This window comes from Citrobacter sp. CK189, from assembly GCF_030333505.1.
Lineage (GTDB): Bacteria > Pseudomonadota > Gammaproteobacteria > Enterobacterales > Enterobacteriaceae > Citrobacter_B > Citrobacter_B koseri.
Window position 1 is genome coordinate 184213 of sequence record NZ_JAOWFV010000036.1, and the last position, 16245, is coordinate 200457.

At 55.8% G+C, this 16245-nt stretch carries 12 protein-coding genes; 7 read left to right on the forward strand and 5 right to left on the reverse strand.

Annotated elements, in window-relative coordinates:
• Positions 1 to 56: 56 nt before the first annotated feature.
• The gene (locus OGV83_RS07295; protein WP_049010111.1) at positions 57 to 2489 is read right to left on the reverse strand and encodes a glycyl radical protein; all 2433 of its coding nucleotides are present in this window, start codon (positions 2487 to 2489) and stop codon (positions 57 to 59) included.
• 4 nt (positions 2490 to 2493) lie between these two features.
• Entirely contained in the window at positions 2494 to 3393 is a 900-nt protein-coding gene (locus OGV83_RS07300; protein WP_012133135.1) for a glycyl-radical enzyme activating protein, read from the reverse strand.
• 135 nt (positions 3394 to 3528) lie between these two features.
• Between OGV83_RS07300 and fsa the strand changes: the two genes are divergently transcribed.
• On the forward strand, positions 3529 to 4191 hold the full coding sequence (gene fsa / locus OGV83_RS07305; RefSeq protein ID WP_047457926.1) for a fructose-6-phosphate aldolase: 663 nt from the start codon (positions 3529 to 3531) through the stop codon (positions 4189 to 4191).
• A gap of 66 nt (positions 4192 to 4257) precedes the next feature.
• Here fsa and moeB read toward each other — a convergent pair whose 3' ends face one another.
• Together moeB and moeA are read right to left on the reverse strand one after the other, a co-directional pair.
• A complete protein-coding gene (moeB, locus tag OGV83_RS07310; protein WP_012133132.1) occupies positions 4258 to 5025 on the reverse strand; it encodes a molybdopterin-synthase adenylyltransferase MoeB in 768 nt (255 codons plus the stop codon).
• Complete coding sequence (gene moeA, locus OGV83_RS07315; protein ID WP_248622888.1) at positions 5025 to 6260, reverse strand: molybdopterin molybdotransferase MoeA; 1236 nt, start codon at positions 6258 to 6260, stop codon at positions 5025 to 5027. The genes moeB and moeA overlap by 1 nt, the downstream gene beginning before the upstream one ends.
• Before the next feature lie 205 nt (positions 6261 to 6465).
• Here moeA and iaaA point away from each other — a divergent pair, with 205 nt between their 5' ends.
• From iaaA to gsiD, 5 genes are all read left to right on the forward strand, one after another.
• Entirely contained in the window at positions 6466 to 7407 is a 942-nt protein-coding gene (iaaA, locus tag OGV83_RS07320; protein WP_012133130.1) for a beta-aspartyl-peptidase, read from the forward strand.
• A 10-nt stretch (positions 7408 to 7417) separates the two neighbouring features.
• Positions 7418 to 9289, forward strand: a complete 1872-nt coding sequence (gsiA, locus tag OGV83_RS07325; protein WP_286463345.1) for a glutathione ABC transporter ATP-binding protein GsiA — start codon at positions 7418 to 7420, stop codon at positions 9287 to 9289.
• Positions 9290 to 9324: 35 nt separating this feature from the next.
• Positions 9325 to 10863 carry a glutathione ABC transporter substrate-binding protein GsiB gene (gene gsiB / locus OGV83_RS07330; protein ID WP_286463346.1) on the forward strand — a complete coding sequence of 513 codons (1539 nt, stop codon included), beginning with the start codon at positions 9325 to 9327 and terminating at the stop codon, positions 10861 to 10863.
• Positions 10864 to 10968: 105 nt separating this feature from the next.
• Positions 10969 to 11889: a glutathione ABC transporter permease GsiC gene (gsiC, locus tag OGV83_RS07335; RefSeq protein ID WP_049010826.1), complete on the forward strand. Its 921-nt coding sequence runs from the start codon at positions 10969 to 10971 to the stop codon at positions 11887 to 11889.
• Between the two features lie 2 nt (positions 11890 to 11891).
• On the forward strand, positions 11892 to 12803 hold the full coding sequence (gsiD, locus tag OGV83_RS07340) for a glutathione ABC transporter permease GsiD (protein WP_012133126.1): 912 nt from the start codon (positions 11892 to 11894) through the stop codon (positions 12801 to 12803).
• A 110-nt stretch (positions 12804 to 12913) separates the two neighbouring features.
• Here gsiD and rimO read toward each other — a convergent pair whose 3' ends face one another.
• Positions 12914 to 14248, reverse strand: a complete 1335-nt coding sequence (gene rimO, locus OGV83_RS07345; protein WP_286463347.1) for a 30S ribosomal protein S12 methylthiotransferase RimO — start codon at positions 14246 to 14248, stop codon at positions 12914 to 12916.
• Here rimO and OGV83_RS07350 point away from each other — a divergent pair.
• The gene (locus OGV83_RS07350; protein ID WP_286463348.1) at positions 14240 to 16033 is read left to right on the forward strand and encodes a recombinase family protein; all 1794 of its coding nucleotides are present in this window, start codon (positions 14240 to 14242) and stop codon (positions 16031 to 16033) included. The two genes, rimO and OGV83_RS07350, sit on opposite strands and share 9 nt — an antisense overlap.
• Positions 16034 to 16245: the final 212 nt, after the last annotated feature.

Consider the following 16245-nt stretch of genomic DNA (forward strand, 5'->3'; position numbering starts at 1 on the left):
CCGGCCTACGGGGGAATATGTAGGCCGGGTAAAGCGAAGCGCCACCGGGCGTATTTTTACAACATATGCTCAGTACGGGCGATGATATCGTCCTGCGCATCCGGCGACAGCGCGGTAAAGAAGGCGGAATAACCGGCCACCCTGACCACCAGATCGCGATACTGATCCGGGTGCTTTTTCGCGTCCAGCAGCGTTTCGCGCGACACGATGTTGTACTGAATATGCCAGCCTTTATGCACTTCGAAGAAAGTGCGCAGCAGTACCATCAGCTTCTGCTTGTCGGATTCGTTCTCCAGCGTCGCCGGGTTCAGCTTCTGGTTGAGCAACACGCCGCCGAGAATTGAGCCGGTAGGCAGTTTGCCGACGGAGCCAATAACCGCCGTTGGACCGAGATGGTCAGTACCGGAAGCCGGGCTTGCCCCTTCCGCCAGCGGGGTATGCGCTTTACGGCCATCCGGCGTCGCCATCGTTGCCGCGCCAAACGGTACGTTTGCAGAGATGGACGAGGTTCCGGCGTAATAGTTGCCGCCCGTCGGGCCGCGACCGTAACGCGGGTTGTGATACTGCTTCAGCTCGTCGATATAGGTCTGATAAGCGCGGGCCAGCAGGGTATCGACGGTGTCATCGTCGTTACCGTATTTTGGCGCGCCGTTGATCAGTCGCTGGCGTAACTGTTCATGAGTGAGGCCTTCAAAGTCATCGGCCAGTGCGGCGGCAAGCTGCTGTTGGCCGATAGCCCCCTGTTCAAAGACCAGTTTTTTCACCGCCGCCAGGCTGTTGCCGAGGTTAGCGATACCGACCTGCAAACCGGAAACCCAGTCATATTTCGCGCCGCCTTGCTTGATGCTCTTCGCGCGTTCGATGCAATCATCCACCAGCGCCGAGCAGAGAATGTCATGGACGTTCTCTTCCAGCATGGTGTCAACCACGTACTCGATTTCGATCGATTTGCGCGTGTAGTAGCGAATCTGCGTATCCCAGGCGTCCATCACTTCATCGAAGCTGGTGAAGTTACCGGCGGAGAGCGCCTTTTCCTGCGGCAGGAAGACTTTACCGCTGGTGGCGTCGCGACCGCCTTCCAGCGCTGCCAGCATCACGCGGGCAAAGTTAATGAAGCTCATGCCGGTGCAGCGGTAGCCCCATTTGCCACCCACGGCGGTTTCGATACAGCCGATGGCCGCGTAGTCGTAAGCGTCTTGTGGGTCGATACCGAGTTTAATAAATTCCGGGATAACGATTTCGTCGTTGTTGAACGCGGGCATCCCAAAGCCGCAGCGAATAACCTGCACGCAGGCATCGAGGAAGTCGTTGCTCATTCCGGCGTGATAGCGCACGCTGAGGTTCGGCTGGGTGGAACGCAGGCGGCCGCAGGACTCCAGAATGGCGTAAGAGAGCGGATTGACCGCATCCACCGGCTGACCGTTGACCAGACTCTGACCGCCAATGGTGACGTTCTGATACAGCGGGCTGCCCGCTGAGGCTTTGGAGTGAGAGCCGGAGCGGATCTTGTTCACTTCCAGCAGCTTCAGCCAGCAGCTGTGCAGCAGTTCAATCGCGTGTTCGCGATCCAGCGTCTGGTTTTGCTCCACATCACGACGGTAATACGGCCAGAGATACTGGTCCATACGTCCAAACGAGACGGAGTGACCGTTAGACTCGATTTGCAAAATCAGCTGGATGAAATAGCACAGTTGCAGCGCCTGCCAGAACGTCTGCGGCGGCTGATGGGCGATGAGATCGCAGTTCTCCGCCATCGCCAGCAGTTCGTCACGGCGGCTTTCACGGCTTTCTGTCGCCGCCATCTGACGCGCCAGGTCGGCAAAACGTTTGATGTGCAGGCTGACCGCCTCCAGCACGATATCAATCGCTTTCAGGAACTGCTCGCCGTGCAGGTCTTCCAGTACGGTCAGGTTAATGCGCGAACGGCGTTCCGCCACCTTGTCACGCAGACCATCAAGACCTTTTTCCAGCAGCAGCGGGAAGTTTACCGCCAGATGCGCGTCGCCGGAGGTCATGTTGCCCTCGGCTTTAATGATGCCGGTTTCCAGCAGGCCTTTTTGCTCATCGGTAAACATGCCGTAGCAGCGGTCCTGTACCGTCTGACCACGCCACCACGGGCACACGGCGTGTAAAACGCGTTTGTTCTCTTCGCTGACCGCAAAACCGGCGCCAGGGCGATCGGCCAGATCGTCGATCTCTTTTTCAATCCACGAGACGGTGTATTCCGGGAAGATCGGCGCGGCGCGCACTTCGCTTGCCTGGTTGCCGATAATCAGTTCGTCATGTTTGATCCAGATAGTGCGTTCCGCCAGATGGTGCGCCAGCGCCAGCGCGCGACGAACCGGAATCGGCTTATCCAGATGTTGCTGATACATCTCGGTGTAGTGCTGCGCGCGCTCCGTACATACGGGCGGCTTCACAATGTGCACCAGCGCGGTTTTATGCGCTTTGATGCGGTCGCTGAGCGTATCCAGTTTCAGTGTGGTCATGGGATTATCCTCGTAAAGTCGCGGTTAAACCTTTGCTGCTGGCGTACTGCTGCGCAAAATCAAGCAACGCGGGCGCATCAAGTGGTTTGTCCGGGGCATAGTAGGGCTGACTGAGTAAGTGGTATTTATTGATGCCCAGCGTGTGATAGGGCAGAAAATGGATCTCACCGACGTGCAGTTCGTCGGCGGCAAAATCGGTAATGGCTTTGATCGCCTCTTCATCGGCGTTAAAACCCTGAATGAGCGGCACGCGGATGATCATTTTTTTACCGGCGGCAGCGAGCTTTTTCAGGTTTTCCAGTACGCGAGAAGCGCTGCCATCGGTCCACTGCTTAAACGGCGCCTCGGCAACGTGTTTTAAATCGGCGAGGAACAGATCGACATTCGGCAGGGACGGTTCGATATATTTCCACGGTACGTGCAGACAGGTTTCGACCGCTGTATGGATACCCGCATCATGGCTGGCTTTGAACAACGCGGCGGCCAGTTCCGGCTGCATAAAGGGCTCGCCGCCGGAGAGCGTTATACCGCCGCCGCTGCGATCGTAAAACGGCTTGTCGCGCAGTACGGTGTCCATGATCTCTTCCACGCGCTTTGTTTCGCCGCAGACGGTTAACGCCTGAGTAGGGCAGCAGTGGGTGAGGGCATCCATATGCGCATCGGTCAGTTTTTCGCGATGAATAAGCAGGCCGTTCAGCGCGCGTTCGATCACCTCTGGCGCGGCTTGCGCGCACAGCGTGCACCCGTCAAGGCACAGGCGCGCATCGTATAAGAGATCTCTGGCGCGTGCGCGGCTTTCCGGGTTCTGGCACCAGCGGCAGCCCAGCGAGCAGCCTTTCAGGAAGACAACGGTGCGAATGCCGGGGCCATCATGGGTAGAATAGCGCTGAATATTGAAAATCATAAACGGCCTCTCTTTCTTTCGTATAAAGATTAAATAACTTTCGAATGAAAGTTATGTTGACGCAGGTCAACTCTCAGAGAGGTTTTGTCGTGATAGTCTTAAACTATGCAAAATCTCACAGTTTGAGGAATGGTTATGGAACTCTATCTGGATACGTCTGACGTTGAGGCCGTGAAATCGCTGGCGCGTATATTCCCGCTGGCAGGGGTGACGACGAATCCCAGTATCGTGGCGGCAGGTAAAAAACCGTTGGAGGTGTTACTCCCGGAATTGCACGACGCGATGGGCGGACAGGGGCGTTTATTCGCTCAGGTGATGGCGAGCACGGCGCAAGGAATGGTCAGCGATGCGCGTAAGCTGCGGGCGATTATTCCTGATATCGTGGTAAAAGTGCCGGTTACAGCCGAAGGACTGGCAGCGATTAAGTTGTTGAAAGCGGAAGGTATTCCGACGCTGGGGACGGCGGTTTACGGCGCGGCGCAGGGGTTGTTATCCGCGCTGGCGGGTGCCGACTACGTTGCGCCTTACGTTAACCGTGTGGACGCACAGGGCGGGAACGGTATTCAGACGGTTAATGATTTGCAGCAGCTACTGAAAATGCACGCCCCGCACGCCAAAGTGCTGGCGGCCAGTTTTAAAACGCCGCGTCAGGCGCTGGACTGCCTGTTGGCCGGGTGTGAATCCATCACCCTGCCGCTGGATGTCGCGCAGCAGCTTATCAGTTACCCGGCTGTCGATGCCGCAGTAGCGAAGTTTGAGCAAGACTGGCAAGGCGCGTTCGGACGAACGTCGCTTTGAGCGACGCGTAGACGCCATCCGGCAACATGCCCGGGGCGCTGCGCTTGCCGGGCCTACAAACCATCGTCAGCCGCCATCCGGCACCTGTGCTCCGCACACCTCGCAACCTGGGTTGCGCATTAATTTCATTTCGCGGAACTGACAGGTCATCGCGTCGTACATCACAATTTTGCCGGATGCGGGTTGACCGTAATGCGCCAGCAATTTGATGGCTTCCATCGCCTGCAATGAACCGATCACCCCTATCAGCGGCGCCATAACGCCCGCTTCCACGCAGGTGAGGGCGTTCTCGCCAAACAGACGGCTCAGACAGCGGTAGCAGGGTTCGCCTTCCTGCCAGGTAAAGACGGTGATCTGTCCTTCCATACGGATGGCGGCGCCGGAAACCAGCGGCACTTTGGCGGCGAAACATCCGGCATTAAGCTGATTACGGATGGCAACATTGTCAGTACAGTCCAGCACCAGATCGTGCCCGGCGATAAGCGCATTCAGCGCCGGTTCGTCCAGCAGGGCGTTGATCGGTGTAAGGGTGATATAAGGGTTGATGCGCGCCAGCGCCTCGCGCGCCGAATCCACCTTCGGCTGCCCGACGGTGGCATCGCTGTGCAGCGTCTGGCGTTGCAGGTTCGACACTGAAACGGTGTCAAAATCGAGCAGCGTGAGCTGCCCAACGCCCGCGCCCGCGAGGTACTGCGTTGCCGCACACCCGAGCCCACCCAGGCCAACGACCAGCACCCGCGCATCCTTTAGCGCTTCCTGTCCTTCAAAATCGAACCCTCGCAGAATGATTTGCCGGTTGTAGCGCATCATCTCCTGGTCGCTGAGTTCCGCCATTACAGGCCTCCAAACAGCGCGTTAAACGGCTCGACTTCCACCCATTCGCCCGCGTCAACGTTACCGCGATCGCGTTCCAGCACAATAAAACAGTTACCCATGCTAAAGGAGCTGAAAATATGCGAACCCTGGTGTCCCGTGGTGGTGACTTCCAGTTCGCCGTCAGCCGTGCGTTGCAGAATGCCGCGCTGAAAATCAAGACGGCCCGGCGTTTTCTTCAGCCGTGAAGCGGTACGCACGCGCTGACGCGCTGGCAGACCGCTGGCGATATTGCCGCTAAGTTTCGCCAGCAACGGCTGCACGAGCTGATAGAACGTCAGCGCCGCAGAGACCGGGTTGCCCGGCAGACCGCAGAACCAACTGTTGTTCAGCTTACCGAAGGCGAACGGTTTGCCCGGTTTAATCGCCAGTTTCCAGAACGCGATTTCTCCCAGCTCTTCGAGGATCGTTTTGGTGTAATCCGCCTCGCCCACTGAAACGCCGCCAGAGCTGATAACCACATCGGCCTGGCTGTCGGCTTCGATAAAGGCGGCGCGTAGCTGCTGCGGGTTATCGCGAATGATCCCGAGATTGATCACCTCGCAGCCTAACTGTTCAAGCATCAAGTGTACGGTTAAGCGGTTGGTGTCATAAATTTGCCCGTCGCCCAGCGGCTGACCCGGCAATTGCAGCTCATCGCCGGTGGAGAACAGCGCCACGCGCACTTTGCGCACGACCTGCGCTTCGGCGATGCCCAGCGAAGCCAGTACTGGCAGTTCTGCGGTGGTCAGGCGAGTCCCCGCCGGGAAAACCACGGCGTCATGGGTGATGTCTTCCCCACGGCGGCGGATGTTTTGTCCGTTACGAACGTCAGCGGTAAAACGGATGCCCTCGTCGGTTTGCTCCGTCTGTTCCTGCATGACCACCGCCTCACACCCCGCAGGCACCGGCGCGCCGGTCATAATGCGGATACAGGCGCCAGCAGGCCATTCCCCCTGGAACGGTTGCCCGGCAAAGGCTTTCCCCGCCACCGGCAGCGGTTGACCAGCGGTCAGATCCGCCAAACGCACCGCGTAACCGTCCATTGCGGCGTTATCGAATCCCGGAACGTCCAGCGGGGAGACCACATCGTTTGCCAGGATGCGGCCAAAACAGTGAACCAGCGGCAGGGTTTCGAATGCCGTGAGTGGCGTAATGCGCGACAACATCTGGGTGAGCGCCGTTTCAAGCGGCATCAGTCCGGCGGTAAATTCCATGAAAACACTCCTGCGAGGCAAAATCGAATCCGTCTATTATGTCAGAAAATGCGGGCAGGCTGTATGCCACCTCAGACTTAGGGGCTGGCCCTTTACCTTTACATGCCGCCTGCATCTTTCTATATTCAAAAATCGAATCAATAACTCACAACAATTCTGATATTTATAGGGAAAGTTGTGTGCCACCGCTAACGGACGACAAATAATGGGCAAAGCAGTCATTGCTATTCACGGCGGCGCAGGCGCAATTACGCGCGCACAGATGAGCCAGGAGCAGGAACAGCGCTATATTCAGGCGCTGTCGGACATCGTCGAAACAGGACAGAAAATGCTGGAGGCGGGCGAAAGCGCGCTGGATGTGGTGACGGAAGCGGTGCGTTTGCTGGAAGAGTGCCCATTATTCAATGCCGGGATCGGCGCGGTTTACACGCGCGACGCCACCCACGAACTGGATGCCTGCGTCATGGACGGCAATACGCTTAACGCAGGCGCTGTCGCTGGCGTTCGCCATTTACGCAACCCGGTGCTGGCCGCCAGGCTGGTGATGGAGCAAAGCCCGCATGTGCTGATGGTGGGGGACGGGGCGGAAGCGTTTGCGGCTTCCCGGGGGATGGAGCGTGTTTCTGCCGATCTTTTCTCCACGCCTGAGCGCTATGCGCAACTGCTGGCGGCGCGTGACGCCGGAGAGACGGTGCTCGACCATAGCGGCGCGCCGTTGGATGAAACCACCAAAATGGGCACCGTGGGCGCGGTGGCGCGGGATCGGTTTGGTAATCTGGCGGCGGCCACGTCGACGGGCGGCATGACGAATAAACTGCCTGGTCGCGTAGGCGACAGCCCGCTGGTCGGGGCTGGGTGTTACGCCAACAACGCCAGCGCGGCGGTTTCCTGTACCGGAACGGGCGAGGTGTTTATCCGCGCATTGGCGGCCTACGATATCGCCGCGCTGATGGACTACGGCGGACTCAGCCTGGCGGAAGCCTGCGAGCGTGTGGTCATGGAGAAATTGCCTGCGCTGGGCGGCAGCGGTGGGCTGATTGCCGTCGATCACGAAGGCAACGTCGCCCTACCTTTTAACAGCGAAGGCATGTATCGCGCCTGGGGATATGCCGGAGATACGCCAACGACGGGGATCTACCGGGAGTGAGGAGCAACAGGTGCCACACAGTCACGAATTAGACGCCAGCGACGTACTGGCGGTCAAAAATTTGAACATTGCGTTCGAGCAGGAGCAGCAACGCGTCAGCGCGGTGCGCAATGTGTCGTTTCGGCTTCAGCGAGGCGAAACGCTGGCGATTGTCGGTGAATCGGGATCGGGGAAATCCGTTACGGCGTTATCGTTGATGCGCCTGATCGAGCAGGCGGGCGGCGACGTTCACTGCGATCAGATGCTGCTTCGGCGGCGTAATCGCCAGGTCATTGAACTGGGAGAGCAAAGCGATGCGCAGATGCAGCGCGTGCGCGGCGCGGATATCGCCATGATCTTTCAGGAGCCGATGACCTCGCTTAACCCGGTATTTACCGTGGGTGAGCAGATTGCCGAGTCCATTCGTCTGCATCAGGGGGCGAGTCGCGAAGAGGCAATGGCGGAAGCGAAACGGATGCTTGACCAGGTGCGTATTCCTGAGTCGCAGGCCATCTTATCGCGTTACCCGCATCAGCTTTCCGGCGGGATGCGCCAGCGGGTGATGATCGCGATGGCGTTGTCGTGCCGCCCGGCGGTGCTGATTGCCGATGAACCGACCACCGCGCTGGACGTCACGATTCAGGCGCAGATCCTGCAACTGATCAAAGTGCTGCAACAGGATATGTCGATGGGGGTGATTTTTATCACCCATGACATGGGCGTGGTGGCCGATATTGCCGATCGCGTCCTGGTGATGTATCAGGGCGAAGCGGTGGAAACCGGCAGCGTTGAGCAAATTTTCCACGCGCCGCAGCACCCTTATACCAAAGCGCTGCTGGCCGCCGTGCCGCAGTTAGGCGAGATGAGCGGACACGATCTGCCGCGCCGCTTTCCGCTGATTTCACTGAACGATCCCGATCGTGTGGAACCGCAAACTGAGCAGGACACGGTGGTGGCAGGCGATCCGATCCTGCAAGTGCGCAATCTGGTGACGCGTTTTCCGCTGCGTAGCGGCATTCTTAACCGCGTGACCCGTGAAGTGCATGCGGTGGAAAACGTCAGCTTTGATCTCTGGCCTGGCGAAACGCTCTCGCTGGTGGGGGAGTCCGGCTGCGGTAAATCGACCACCGGGTGGGCGCTGCTGCGGCTGGTGGAGTCGCAGGCTGGCGAAATTACCTTCAGCGGGCGGCGGATCGACACGCTTCCTGCCGGTAAGTTACAGCCGCTACGGCGAGATATTCAGTTTATTTTTCAGGACCCTTACGCTTCGCTCGACCCGCGCCAGACGGTGGGTTACTCCATAATGGAACCATTGCGGGTGCATGGTTTGCTGGAAGGCGAGGCGGCCGCGTCGCGGGTGGCGTGGTTGCTTGAGCGCGTAGGATTGCGCCCGGAACATGCGTGGCGCTATCCGCATGAGTTTTCTGGCGGCCAGCGTCAGCGTATCTGCATCGCCCGCGCGCTGGCGCTGAATCCAAAAGTGATTATCGCCGATGAGTCAGTCTCCGCGCTGGATGTCTCGATTCGCGGGCAGATCATTAATCTGTTGCTCGATTTGCAGCGGGAAATGGGCATTGCGTATCTGTTTATTTCACACGATATGGCGGTGGTGGAGCGCATCAGTCATCGCGTGGCGGTGATGTATCTGGGGCAGATTGTGGAAATCGGCCCCCGCCGGGCGGTGTTTGAAAATCCGCAGCATCCCTATACCCGTAAATTAATGGCGGCAGTACCGGTGGCCGATCCTTCCCGGCACAGGCCGCAGCGCGTGCTGCTGTCGGACGATATCCCCAGCAACATTCGTAAACGTGGGGAGGAGATCGCGCCCGCTCCATTGCAGTTAGTCGGGCCGGGGCATTATGTCGCGCGCCCGCAGGCAGAAAATGCGTTATCGCGTTTATAACATCTCATAAAACAGGCAGGGTTCAGGAGAATAATATGACAACATTTGTAACCCGTAATTGGCTGGTTGCGCTGGGCGTCGCTTCTGCACTGGCGGCATCTCCGGCGTTTGCTGCTAAAGATGTGGTGGTAGCGGTTGGCTCTAATTTCACCACGCTCGATCCGTACGATGCGAACGACACCTTATCGCAGGCGGTGGCGAAGTCGTTTTATCAGGGGCTGTTTGGTCTTGATAAAGACATGAAGTTAAAAAATGTGCTGGCTGAAAGCTACACCGTTTCCGACGATGGCCTGATCTACACCCTGAAGCTGCGCCAGGGGGTAAAATTCCAGGACGGTACCGACTTTAACGCGGCGGCGGTGAAGGCCAACCTCGATCGCGCGAGCGATCCAGAAAACCATCTCAAACGCTACAACCTGTATAAAAACATCGATAAAACCGAAGCGGTCGATCCGACGACGGTAAAAATTACGCTGAAACAACCGTTCTCGGCGTTTATCAATATTCTGGCGCACCCGGCGACGGCGATGATCTCTCCGGCCGCGCTGGAAAAATACGGTAAGGACATTGGCTTCCATCCGGTCGGCACCGGGCCGTATCAGCTGGATACCTGGAACCAGACTGATTTCGTGAAAGTGAAGAAATTTGCGGATTACTGGCAGAAAGGCTTACCTAAACTGGATACGATCACCTGGCGCCCGGTAACGGACAACAACACCCGCGCGGCAATGCTGCAAACCGGGGAAGCGCAATTTGCGTTCCCGATCCCTTACGAGCAGGCGACAATTCTGGAGAAAAACAAAAACCTACAGTTGGTTGCCAGCCCGTCGATCATGCAGCGTTACATCAGCATGAACGTGACGCAAAAACCGTTCGATAATCCGAAGGTGCGGGAAGCACTGAACTACGCCATCAACCGTCAGGCGCTGGTCAAAGTGGCCTTTGCCGGTTATGCGACGCCTGCCACGGGCGTAGTGCCGCCAGCCATTGCGTATGCGCAGAGCTACGCGCTGTGGCCTTACGATCCGGCGAAAGCGCGCGAACTGCTGAAAGAGGCGGGCTATCCGAATGGGTTTAGCACCACGCTGTGGTCGTCTCATAACCACAGCACCGCGCAGAAAGTGCTGCAATTTACGCAACAGCAGCTGGCGCAGGTCGGTATTAAGGCGCAGGTAACGGCGATGGACGCCGGGCAGCGTGCGGCAGAAGTGGAAGGCAAGGGGCAGAAAGAGAGCGGTGTGAGAATGTTCTACACCGGCTGGTCGGCTTCCACGGGGGAAGCGGACTGGGCGTTGTCACCGCTGTTTGCCTCGCAAAACTGGCCGCCAACGCTGTTCAATACTGCGTTCTACAGCAACAAGCAGGTTGATGACGACTTAGCGGCAGCGCTGAAAACCAACGATCCGCAGGAGAAAGCGCGCCTGTATAAAGAGGCGCAGGACACCCTCTGGAAAGAGTCCCCCTGGATTCCGCTGGTGGTGGAGAAACTGGTCTCAGCCCACAGTAAAAATTTGACGGGTTTCTGGATCATGCCGGACACTGGCTTCAGTTTTGATGACGCGGATTTGCAGTAAGCAACGCGCGCCCGATGGTTTTATCCGGCTTGCAGACGCAGTTCGTTGCAGGTCGGATAAGGGATTTACATCGCCATCCGGCAAAAGGTTTGTAAAGGGAGCCTGATGCTTAATTATGTGCTTAAGCGCCTGCTGGGGTTGATTCCGACTCTGTTTATTGTGGCGGTGCTGGTGTTTTTATTTGTTCATCTGTTGCCTGGCGATCCGGCGCGGCTGATTGCCGGGCCGGAGGCTGACGCGCAGGTGATTGAACTGGTGCGACAGCAGCTTGGTCTCGATCGGCCGTTGCATGTCCAGTTCTGGCATTACATGACTAACGTGTTGCAGGGTGATTTCGGCACGTCGATGGTGTCTCGGCGTCCGGTATCGGCAGAGATTGCCAGCCGCTTTATGCCGACGCTGTGGTTGACCATCACCAGTATGGTATGGGCGGTACTGTTCGGGATGACCGCCGGAATTATCGCCGCCGTCTGGCGTAATCGCTGGCCGGACAGACTCAGCATGACGCTGGCGGTAACCGGGATTTCGTTCCCGGCGTTCGCACTGGGGATGCTGCTGATGCAGATATTCTCCGTTGAGCTGGGGTGGTTGCCGACCGTGGGCGCAGATAGCTGGCAGCACTATATTCTTCCCTCCATCACGCTTGGCGCCGCCGTTGCGGCCGTGATGGCGCGCTTTACCCGAGCGTCGTTTGTGGATGTCCTCAGTGAAGACTATATGCGCACCGCGCGCGCGAAAGGGGTCAGCGAAACCTGGGTGGTGCTGAAACACGGTCTGCGTAACGCCATGATCCCGGTTGTGACCATGATGGGGTTGCAGTTTGGCTTTCTGCTCGGCGGTTCGATTGTCGTCGAGAAGGTCTTCAACTGGCCCGGACTGGGGCGGTTGCTGGTTGATTCAGTGGAAATGCGCGACTACCCGGTGATTCAGGCTGAAGTGCTGCTGTTTTCTCTGGAGTTTATTCTTATCAATTTAGTGGTGGATGTGCTTTATGCCGCCATTAACCCGGCTATCAGGTACAAGTAAGGATGCGATTATTTAACTGGCGCCGTCAGGCGGTTTTAGATGCCATGCCGCTGGTCAAACCCGACCGGGTGCGTACGCCGTGGCATGAATTCTGGCGGCGTTTTCGCCGTCAGCATGTGGCGATGATCGCAGGGATATTTGTGCTGTTGCTGATCCTGGTGGCGATATTCGCCCGCTGGCTAACGCCTTTCGATGCGGAAAATTACTTTGATTACGATCGCCTGAATGACGGTCCTTCGGCGGCTCACTGGTTTGGCGTGGACTCGCTGGGGCGGGATATTTTCAGCCGCGTCCTGGTCGGGGCGCAAATTTCGCTGGCGGCAGGTGTTTTCGCCGTCTTTATCGGCGCGGCGCTTGGCACGGTGCTTGGGCTGGTCGCGGGCTATTACGAAGGCTGGTGGGACCGGCTGATTATGCGTATTTGCGATGTGCTGTTCGCGTTTCCGGGCATTCTGTTAGCGATTGCGGTCGTGGCGGTGCTCGGTAGCGGTATTGCGAATGTGATTATCGCCGTTGCCATTTTTTCTATCCCCGCGTTTGCCCGTCTGGTGCGCGGAAACACATTAGTGCTGAAACAGCAGACGTTTATTGAGTCGGCGCGCAGTATTGGCGCCAGCGACGCGACGATTTTGTTCAACCATATTTTGCCCGGCACGGTCTCGTCGATCGTGGTCTTTTTCACTATGCGCATCGGGACGTCGATTATTTCTGCGGCAAGCCTGTCGTTTCTGGGGTTAGGCGCGCAGCCGCCAACGCCGGAGTGGGGGGCGATGCTCAATGAAGCGCGGGCGGATATGGTCATCGCGCCGCATGTGGCGATTTTTCCGGCGGTGGCGATTTTCCTGACGGTGCTGGCGTTTAACCTGCTGGGCGACGGGCTGCGCGACGCGCTGGACCCGAAGATTAAGGGGTGAATGTCGAACCGTAGGCCGGATAAGACGCTTCAGCGTCGCCATCAGGCATTGCGCCGGATGGCGGCATAAATGCCTTATCCGCCTACGGGTTTTACGATAATTTGGGCGAATTAAACGCGGCTGCCCCACAGGTCATATTCGTCGGCGTTATCAACTTTCACGCGGATAACGTCTCCGGGTTTAACGTTGGTTTCACCGTTGAGGTAGACCGCGCCGTCGATTTCCGGTGCGTCAGCCATGCTGCGGCCAATCGCGCCTTCTTTGTCAACCTCGTCGATAATGACCAGGATTTCGCGCCCCACTTTCTCTTGCAGACGTTCTGCGGAGATCTGCTGTTGCAGCTGCATAAAGCGGTTCCAGCGTTCTTCTTTCACCTCTTCCGGCACCTGATCCGGCAGCGCGTTCGCGCCAGCGCCTTCGACCGGGCTGTACTTGAAGCAGCCAACGCGATCCAGGCGCGCCTCTTTGAGGAAGTCGAGCAGCATCTGGAAATCGTCTTCCGTCTCGCCAGGGAAACCGACGATAAAGGTCGAACGCAGGGTCAGTTCCGGGCAAATCTCACGCCACTGTTTGATGCGCGCCAGTTGGCGATCGACAGCGCCCGGACGCTTCATCAGTTTGAGAATGCGCGGGCTGGCATGTTGCAGAGGGATATCCAGATACGGCAGGATTTTGCCTTCCGCCATCAGCGGGATCACGTCATCAACGTGCGGATAAGGGTAGACGTAGTGCAGGCGCGTCCAGATGCCCAGTTTTGACAACTGCTCGCAAAGGTCGACCATGCTCGTTTTTACCGGCTCGCCGTTGTGGAAACCGGTGCGGTGCTTCACATCCACGCCGTAAGCGGAGGTATCCTGGGAAATGACGAGGATCTCTTTCACGCCCGCATCGACCAGACGTTTGGCCTCGCTTAACACTTCGCCAATCGGACGGCTGACCAGATCGCCGCGCATGGACGGAATAATGCAGAAGGTGCAGCGATGGTTGCAGCCTTCAGAGATCTTCAGGTAGGCGTAGTGACGCGGGGTCAGCTTAACGCCCTGTTCCGGCACCAGGCTCAGGAACGGGTTGTGCTTCGGTTTTGGTACGTAATGGTGAACGTGTTCCAGAACCTGCTCATAGCTATGCGGCCCGGTGATTTCCAGCACTTTAGGGTGCACTTCACGGATCTGATCGACTTTCGCGCCCAGGCAGCCGGTGACGATCACCTTGCCATTTTCAGTCAGCGCTTCACCAATCGCTTCCAGAGACTCCTGTACGGCGCTGTCGATAAAGCCACAGGTATTGACGATCACCATGTCGGCGTCGTCGTAGCTTGGTACGACGTCATAGCCTTCGGTACGCAGTTCAGTCAGGATTCGCTCCGAATCAACCAGGTTTTTCGGGCAGCCTAAAGATATAAATCCTACTTTCGGTTGACTAGTAGGTGTTTTAGTATGGGACATGCAGATTTACTCACATTGGATCAATGGCGCGGGATTTTAATGTCATCTAAGCAAAAATTATACAGCTATGTGCGTTGGTCAAGCGAGAAACAATCCTCAGGGACATCATTTGAGCGGCAAACATCAAGAGCAAAGAGCTTTGCGCTAGAACACGGACTTGAGTATGTCGAAATCAAGGATGCAGGCATATCAGCATTCAAAGGGCAAAATACTACTCAAGGTAAGTTAGGTGCGTTCATCGCCCAAGTGGAACAGGGGGCTATTCCCAAAGATAGTTGGCTGTATGTTGAAAATTTGGATCGACTGACTCGTGAGGATGCGATAACTGCAAATGAACTATTCCTGCGCCTGTTAAGGCTGGGATTGACGATAGTTACTGGCATGGATAACAAAGTATTCACCCGAGAAGGAGTGAACAGTAATCCTACAGACCTGATGATTTCTATCCTGATGTTCATGCGTGCCCATGAAGAAAGCAAGACAAAATCAGATCGTGTAAATTCACATGTTTTGGCACTGTTGACCCGTGAGAAACAGGGGCTCCCAGTCAATATTAAGGCTGTTGGAAGGCACCCTTTCTGGATAGATGACAGTGGTCCAAGCAACGAGAAGGTAAAAAAACACCCTGATTACTGGCAACCTGCACAAGAAGCGGTAAAGCTATTTCTCGATGGGCATGGTGCTTTTTATGTGACTGAATATCTTAATCAAAAATACCCACCACCTCCTGCATTTAAAAACAAGACGCGCAGAGCAGGAGGGTGGTCACAGCAAGCTTTGAATAAAATGAGAAGCAACCTGGCTCTGGTGGGGGTAAAACTCTTTAATCTGTCGGGCAAGCCATATCGGCTTGATAATTACTATCCACCTCTCTGTACACTAGGCGAGTTTGCACAACTTCAGGACATCAAAGCGAATAACAACAGATACAGTGGTAAAGTTTCCACTGCGATCAGTCTTTTAGGTGGTATGAAAATTCTTCGATGCGGTCACTGTAATGGAACTATGACGGCTTTTTTGCAGAGGGGGCGATTACGCTACATCTGTGAATACGGGCGGACTGGTGGTAACTGCAATGCTTGGAGTGTTAAGGCTTCCATTATCGAACGCTGTTTGATGCCAGTGTTGATCACCGGTTTCTTGATTGGGGCCTATAAGGCACATAGCGATCTGTCTTCGTTAGATGAAGAGTCAGGCAAACTTAAAGAAGAATTTGATGCAATTCAGAATAAACGAAATAATGTCGTTGATGCGATGACTGAATTCGGTAGAACTCCACAATTTGACGTGAAATACAGAGAGTTGCAAAAAAGAGAGCAAGCCATTAGCGGTAGATTACAACAACTTGATCAGCTAAAAGCCCTGTATGCCACAACACAAGATATTTCAGACAATATAGTGGATTTTGTTGCGGAACAATGCCACTGGCCGATTATCTCAGATGTTAATAACCCTAAGCGTGAAAAACTGCGAGAGAGTGTTCGTAAAATCATCAGTTCAGCTACTATCACAAAAGTGGAGCGTTGCATCCGTATAGAGTTCAAATATGCAACAGGTGAGACCTTTGTTTTTAGCGGAAGCGAACCTGGGAAATACACCACTTATATACCAAAGCGAGTTCTTGATATACCGGATAATGCTACTGAGGATGATATTGCTGAGTTACAGGAGTTTGATCGGAAATACAATGAATACTTTTCAGTACTGTGGTATGAGCATGTGAATAAAGGATACCTTGCCCACTATCCGGCTATAAACGGGAGAGACTTTTGGCCTAAAAGGTAAGTGATAATAATTCTCAATTGATGGGTTTGATGATAAAATACTTTCTGTGATAAATTATATTGCAAAAGAAAAATCTTGTTTCTTGAAATCAATCTGCCTGCGTTCGACCCTCCATCGTTAGATGAACGTAAACGGATGGCAACGATCCTGAAGTCAGCCAGGTTAACGCTGACAACTTCCCGTATTAATGTTTTGTACCATCTAACCAGAAC

What these genes read in the sequence shown, in the direction of transcription:
- rimO (WP_286463347.1), bottom strand. Translation starts at nt 14,248, where the DNA reads ATGTCCCATACTAAAACACCTACTAGTCAACCGAAAGTAGGATTTATA.
- moeB (WP_012133132.1), bottom strand. Translation starts at nt 5,025, where the DNA reads ATGGCGGAACTCAGCGACCAGGAGATGATGCGCTACAACCGGCAAATC.
- iaaA (WP_012133130.1), top strand. Translation starts at nt 6,466, where the DNA reads ATGGGCAAAGCAGTCATTGCTATTCACGGCGGCGCAGGCGCAATTACG.
- gsiC (WP_049010826.1), top strand. Translation starts at nt 10,969, where the DNA reads ATGCTTAATTATGTGCTTAAGCGCCTGCTGGGGTTGATTCCGACTCTG.
- gsiB (WP_286463346.1), top strand. Translation starts at nt 9,325, where the DNA reads ATGACAACATTTGTAACCCGTAATTGGCTGGTTGCGCTGGGCGTCGCT.
- gsiD (WP_012133126.1), top strand. Translation starts at nt 11,892, where the DNA reads ATGCGATTATTTAACTGGCGCCGTCAGGCGGTTTTAGATGCCATGCCG.
- OGV83_RS07295 (WP_049010111.1), bottom strand. Translation starts at nt 2,489, where the DNA reads ATGACCACACTGAAACTGGATACGCTCAGCGACCGCATCAAAGCGCAT.
- fsa (WP_047457926.1), top strand. Translation starts at nt 3,529, where the DNA reads ATGGAACTCTATCTGGATACGTCTGACGTTGAGGCCGTGAAATCGCTG.
- moeA (WP_248622888.1), bottom strand. Translation starts at nt 6,260, where the DNA reads ATGGAATTTACCGCCGGACTGATGCCGCTTGAAACGGCGCTCACCCAG.
- OGV83_RS07300 (WP_012133135.1), bottom strand. Translation starts at nt 3,393, where the DNA reads ATGATTTTCAATATTCAGCGCTATTCTACCCATGATGGCCCCGGCATT.
- OGV83_RS07350 (WP_286463348.1), top strand. Translation starts at nt 14,240, where the DNA reads ATGGGACATGCAGATTTACTCACATTGGATCAATGGCGCGGGATTTTA.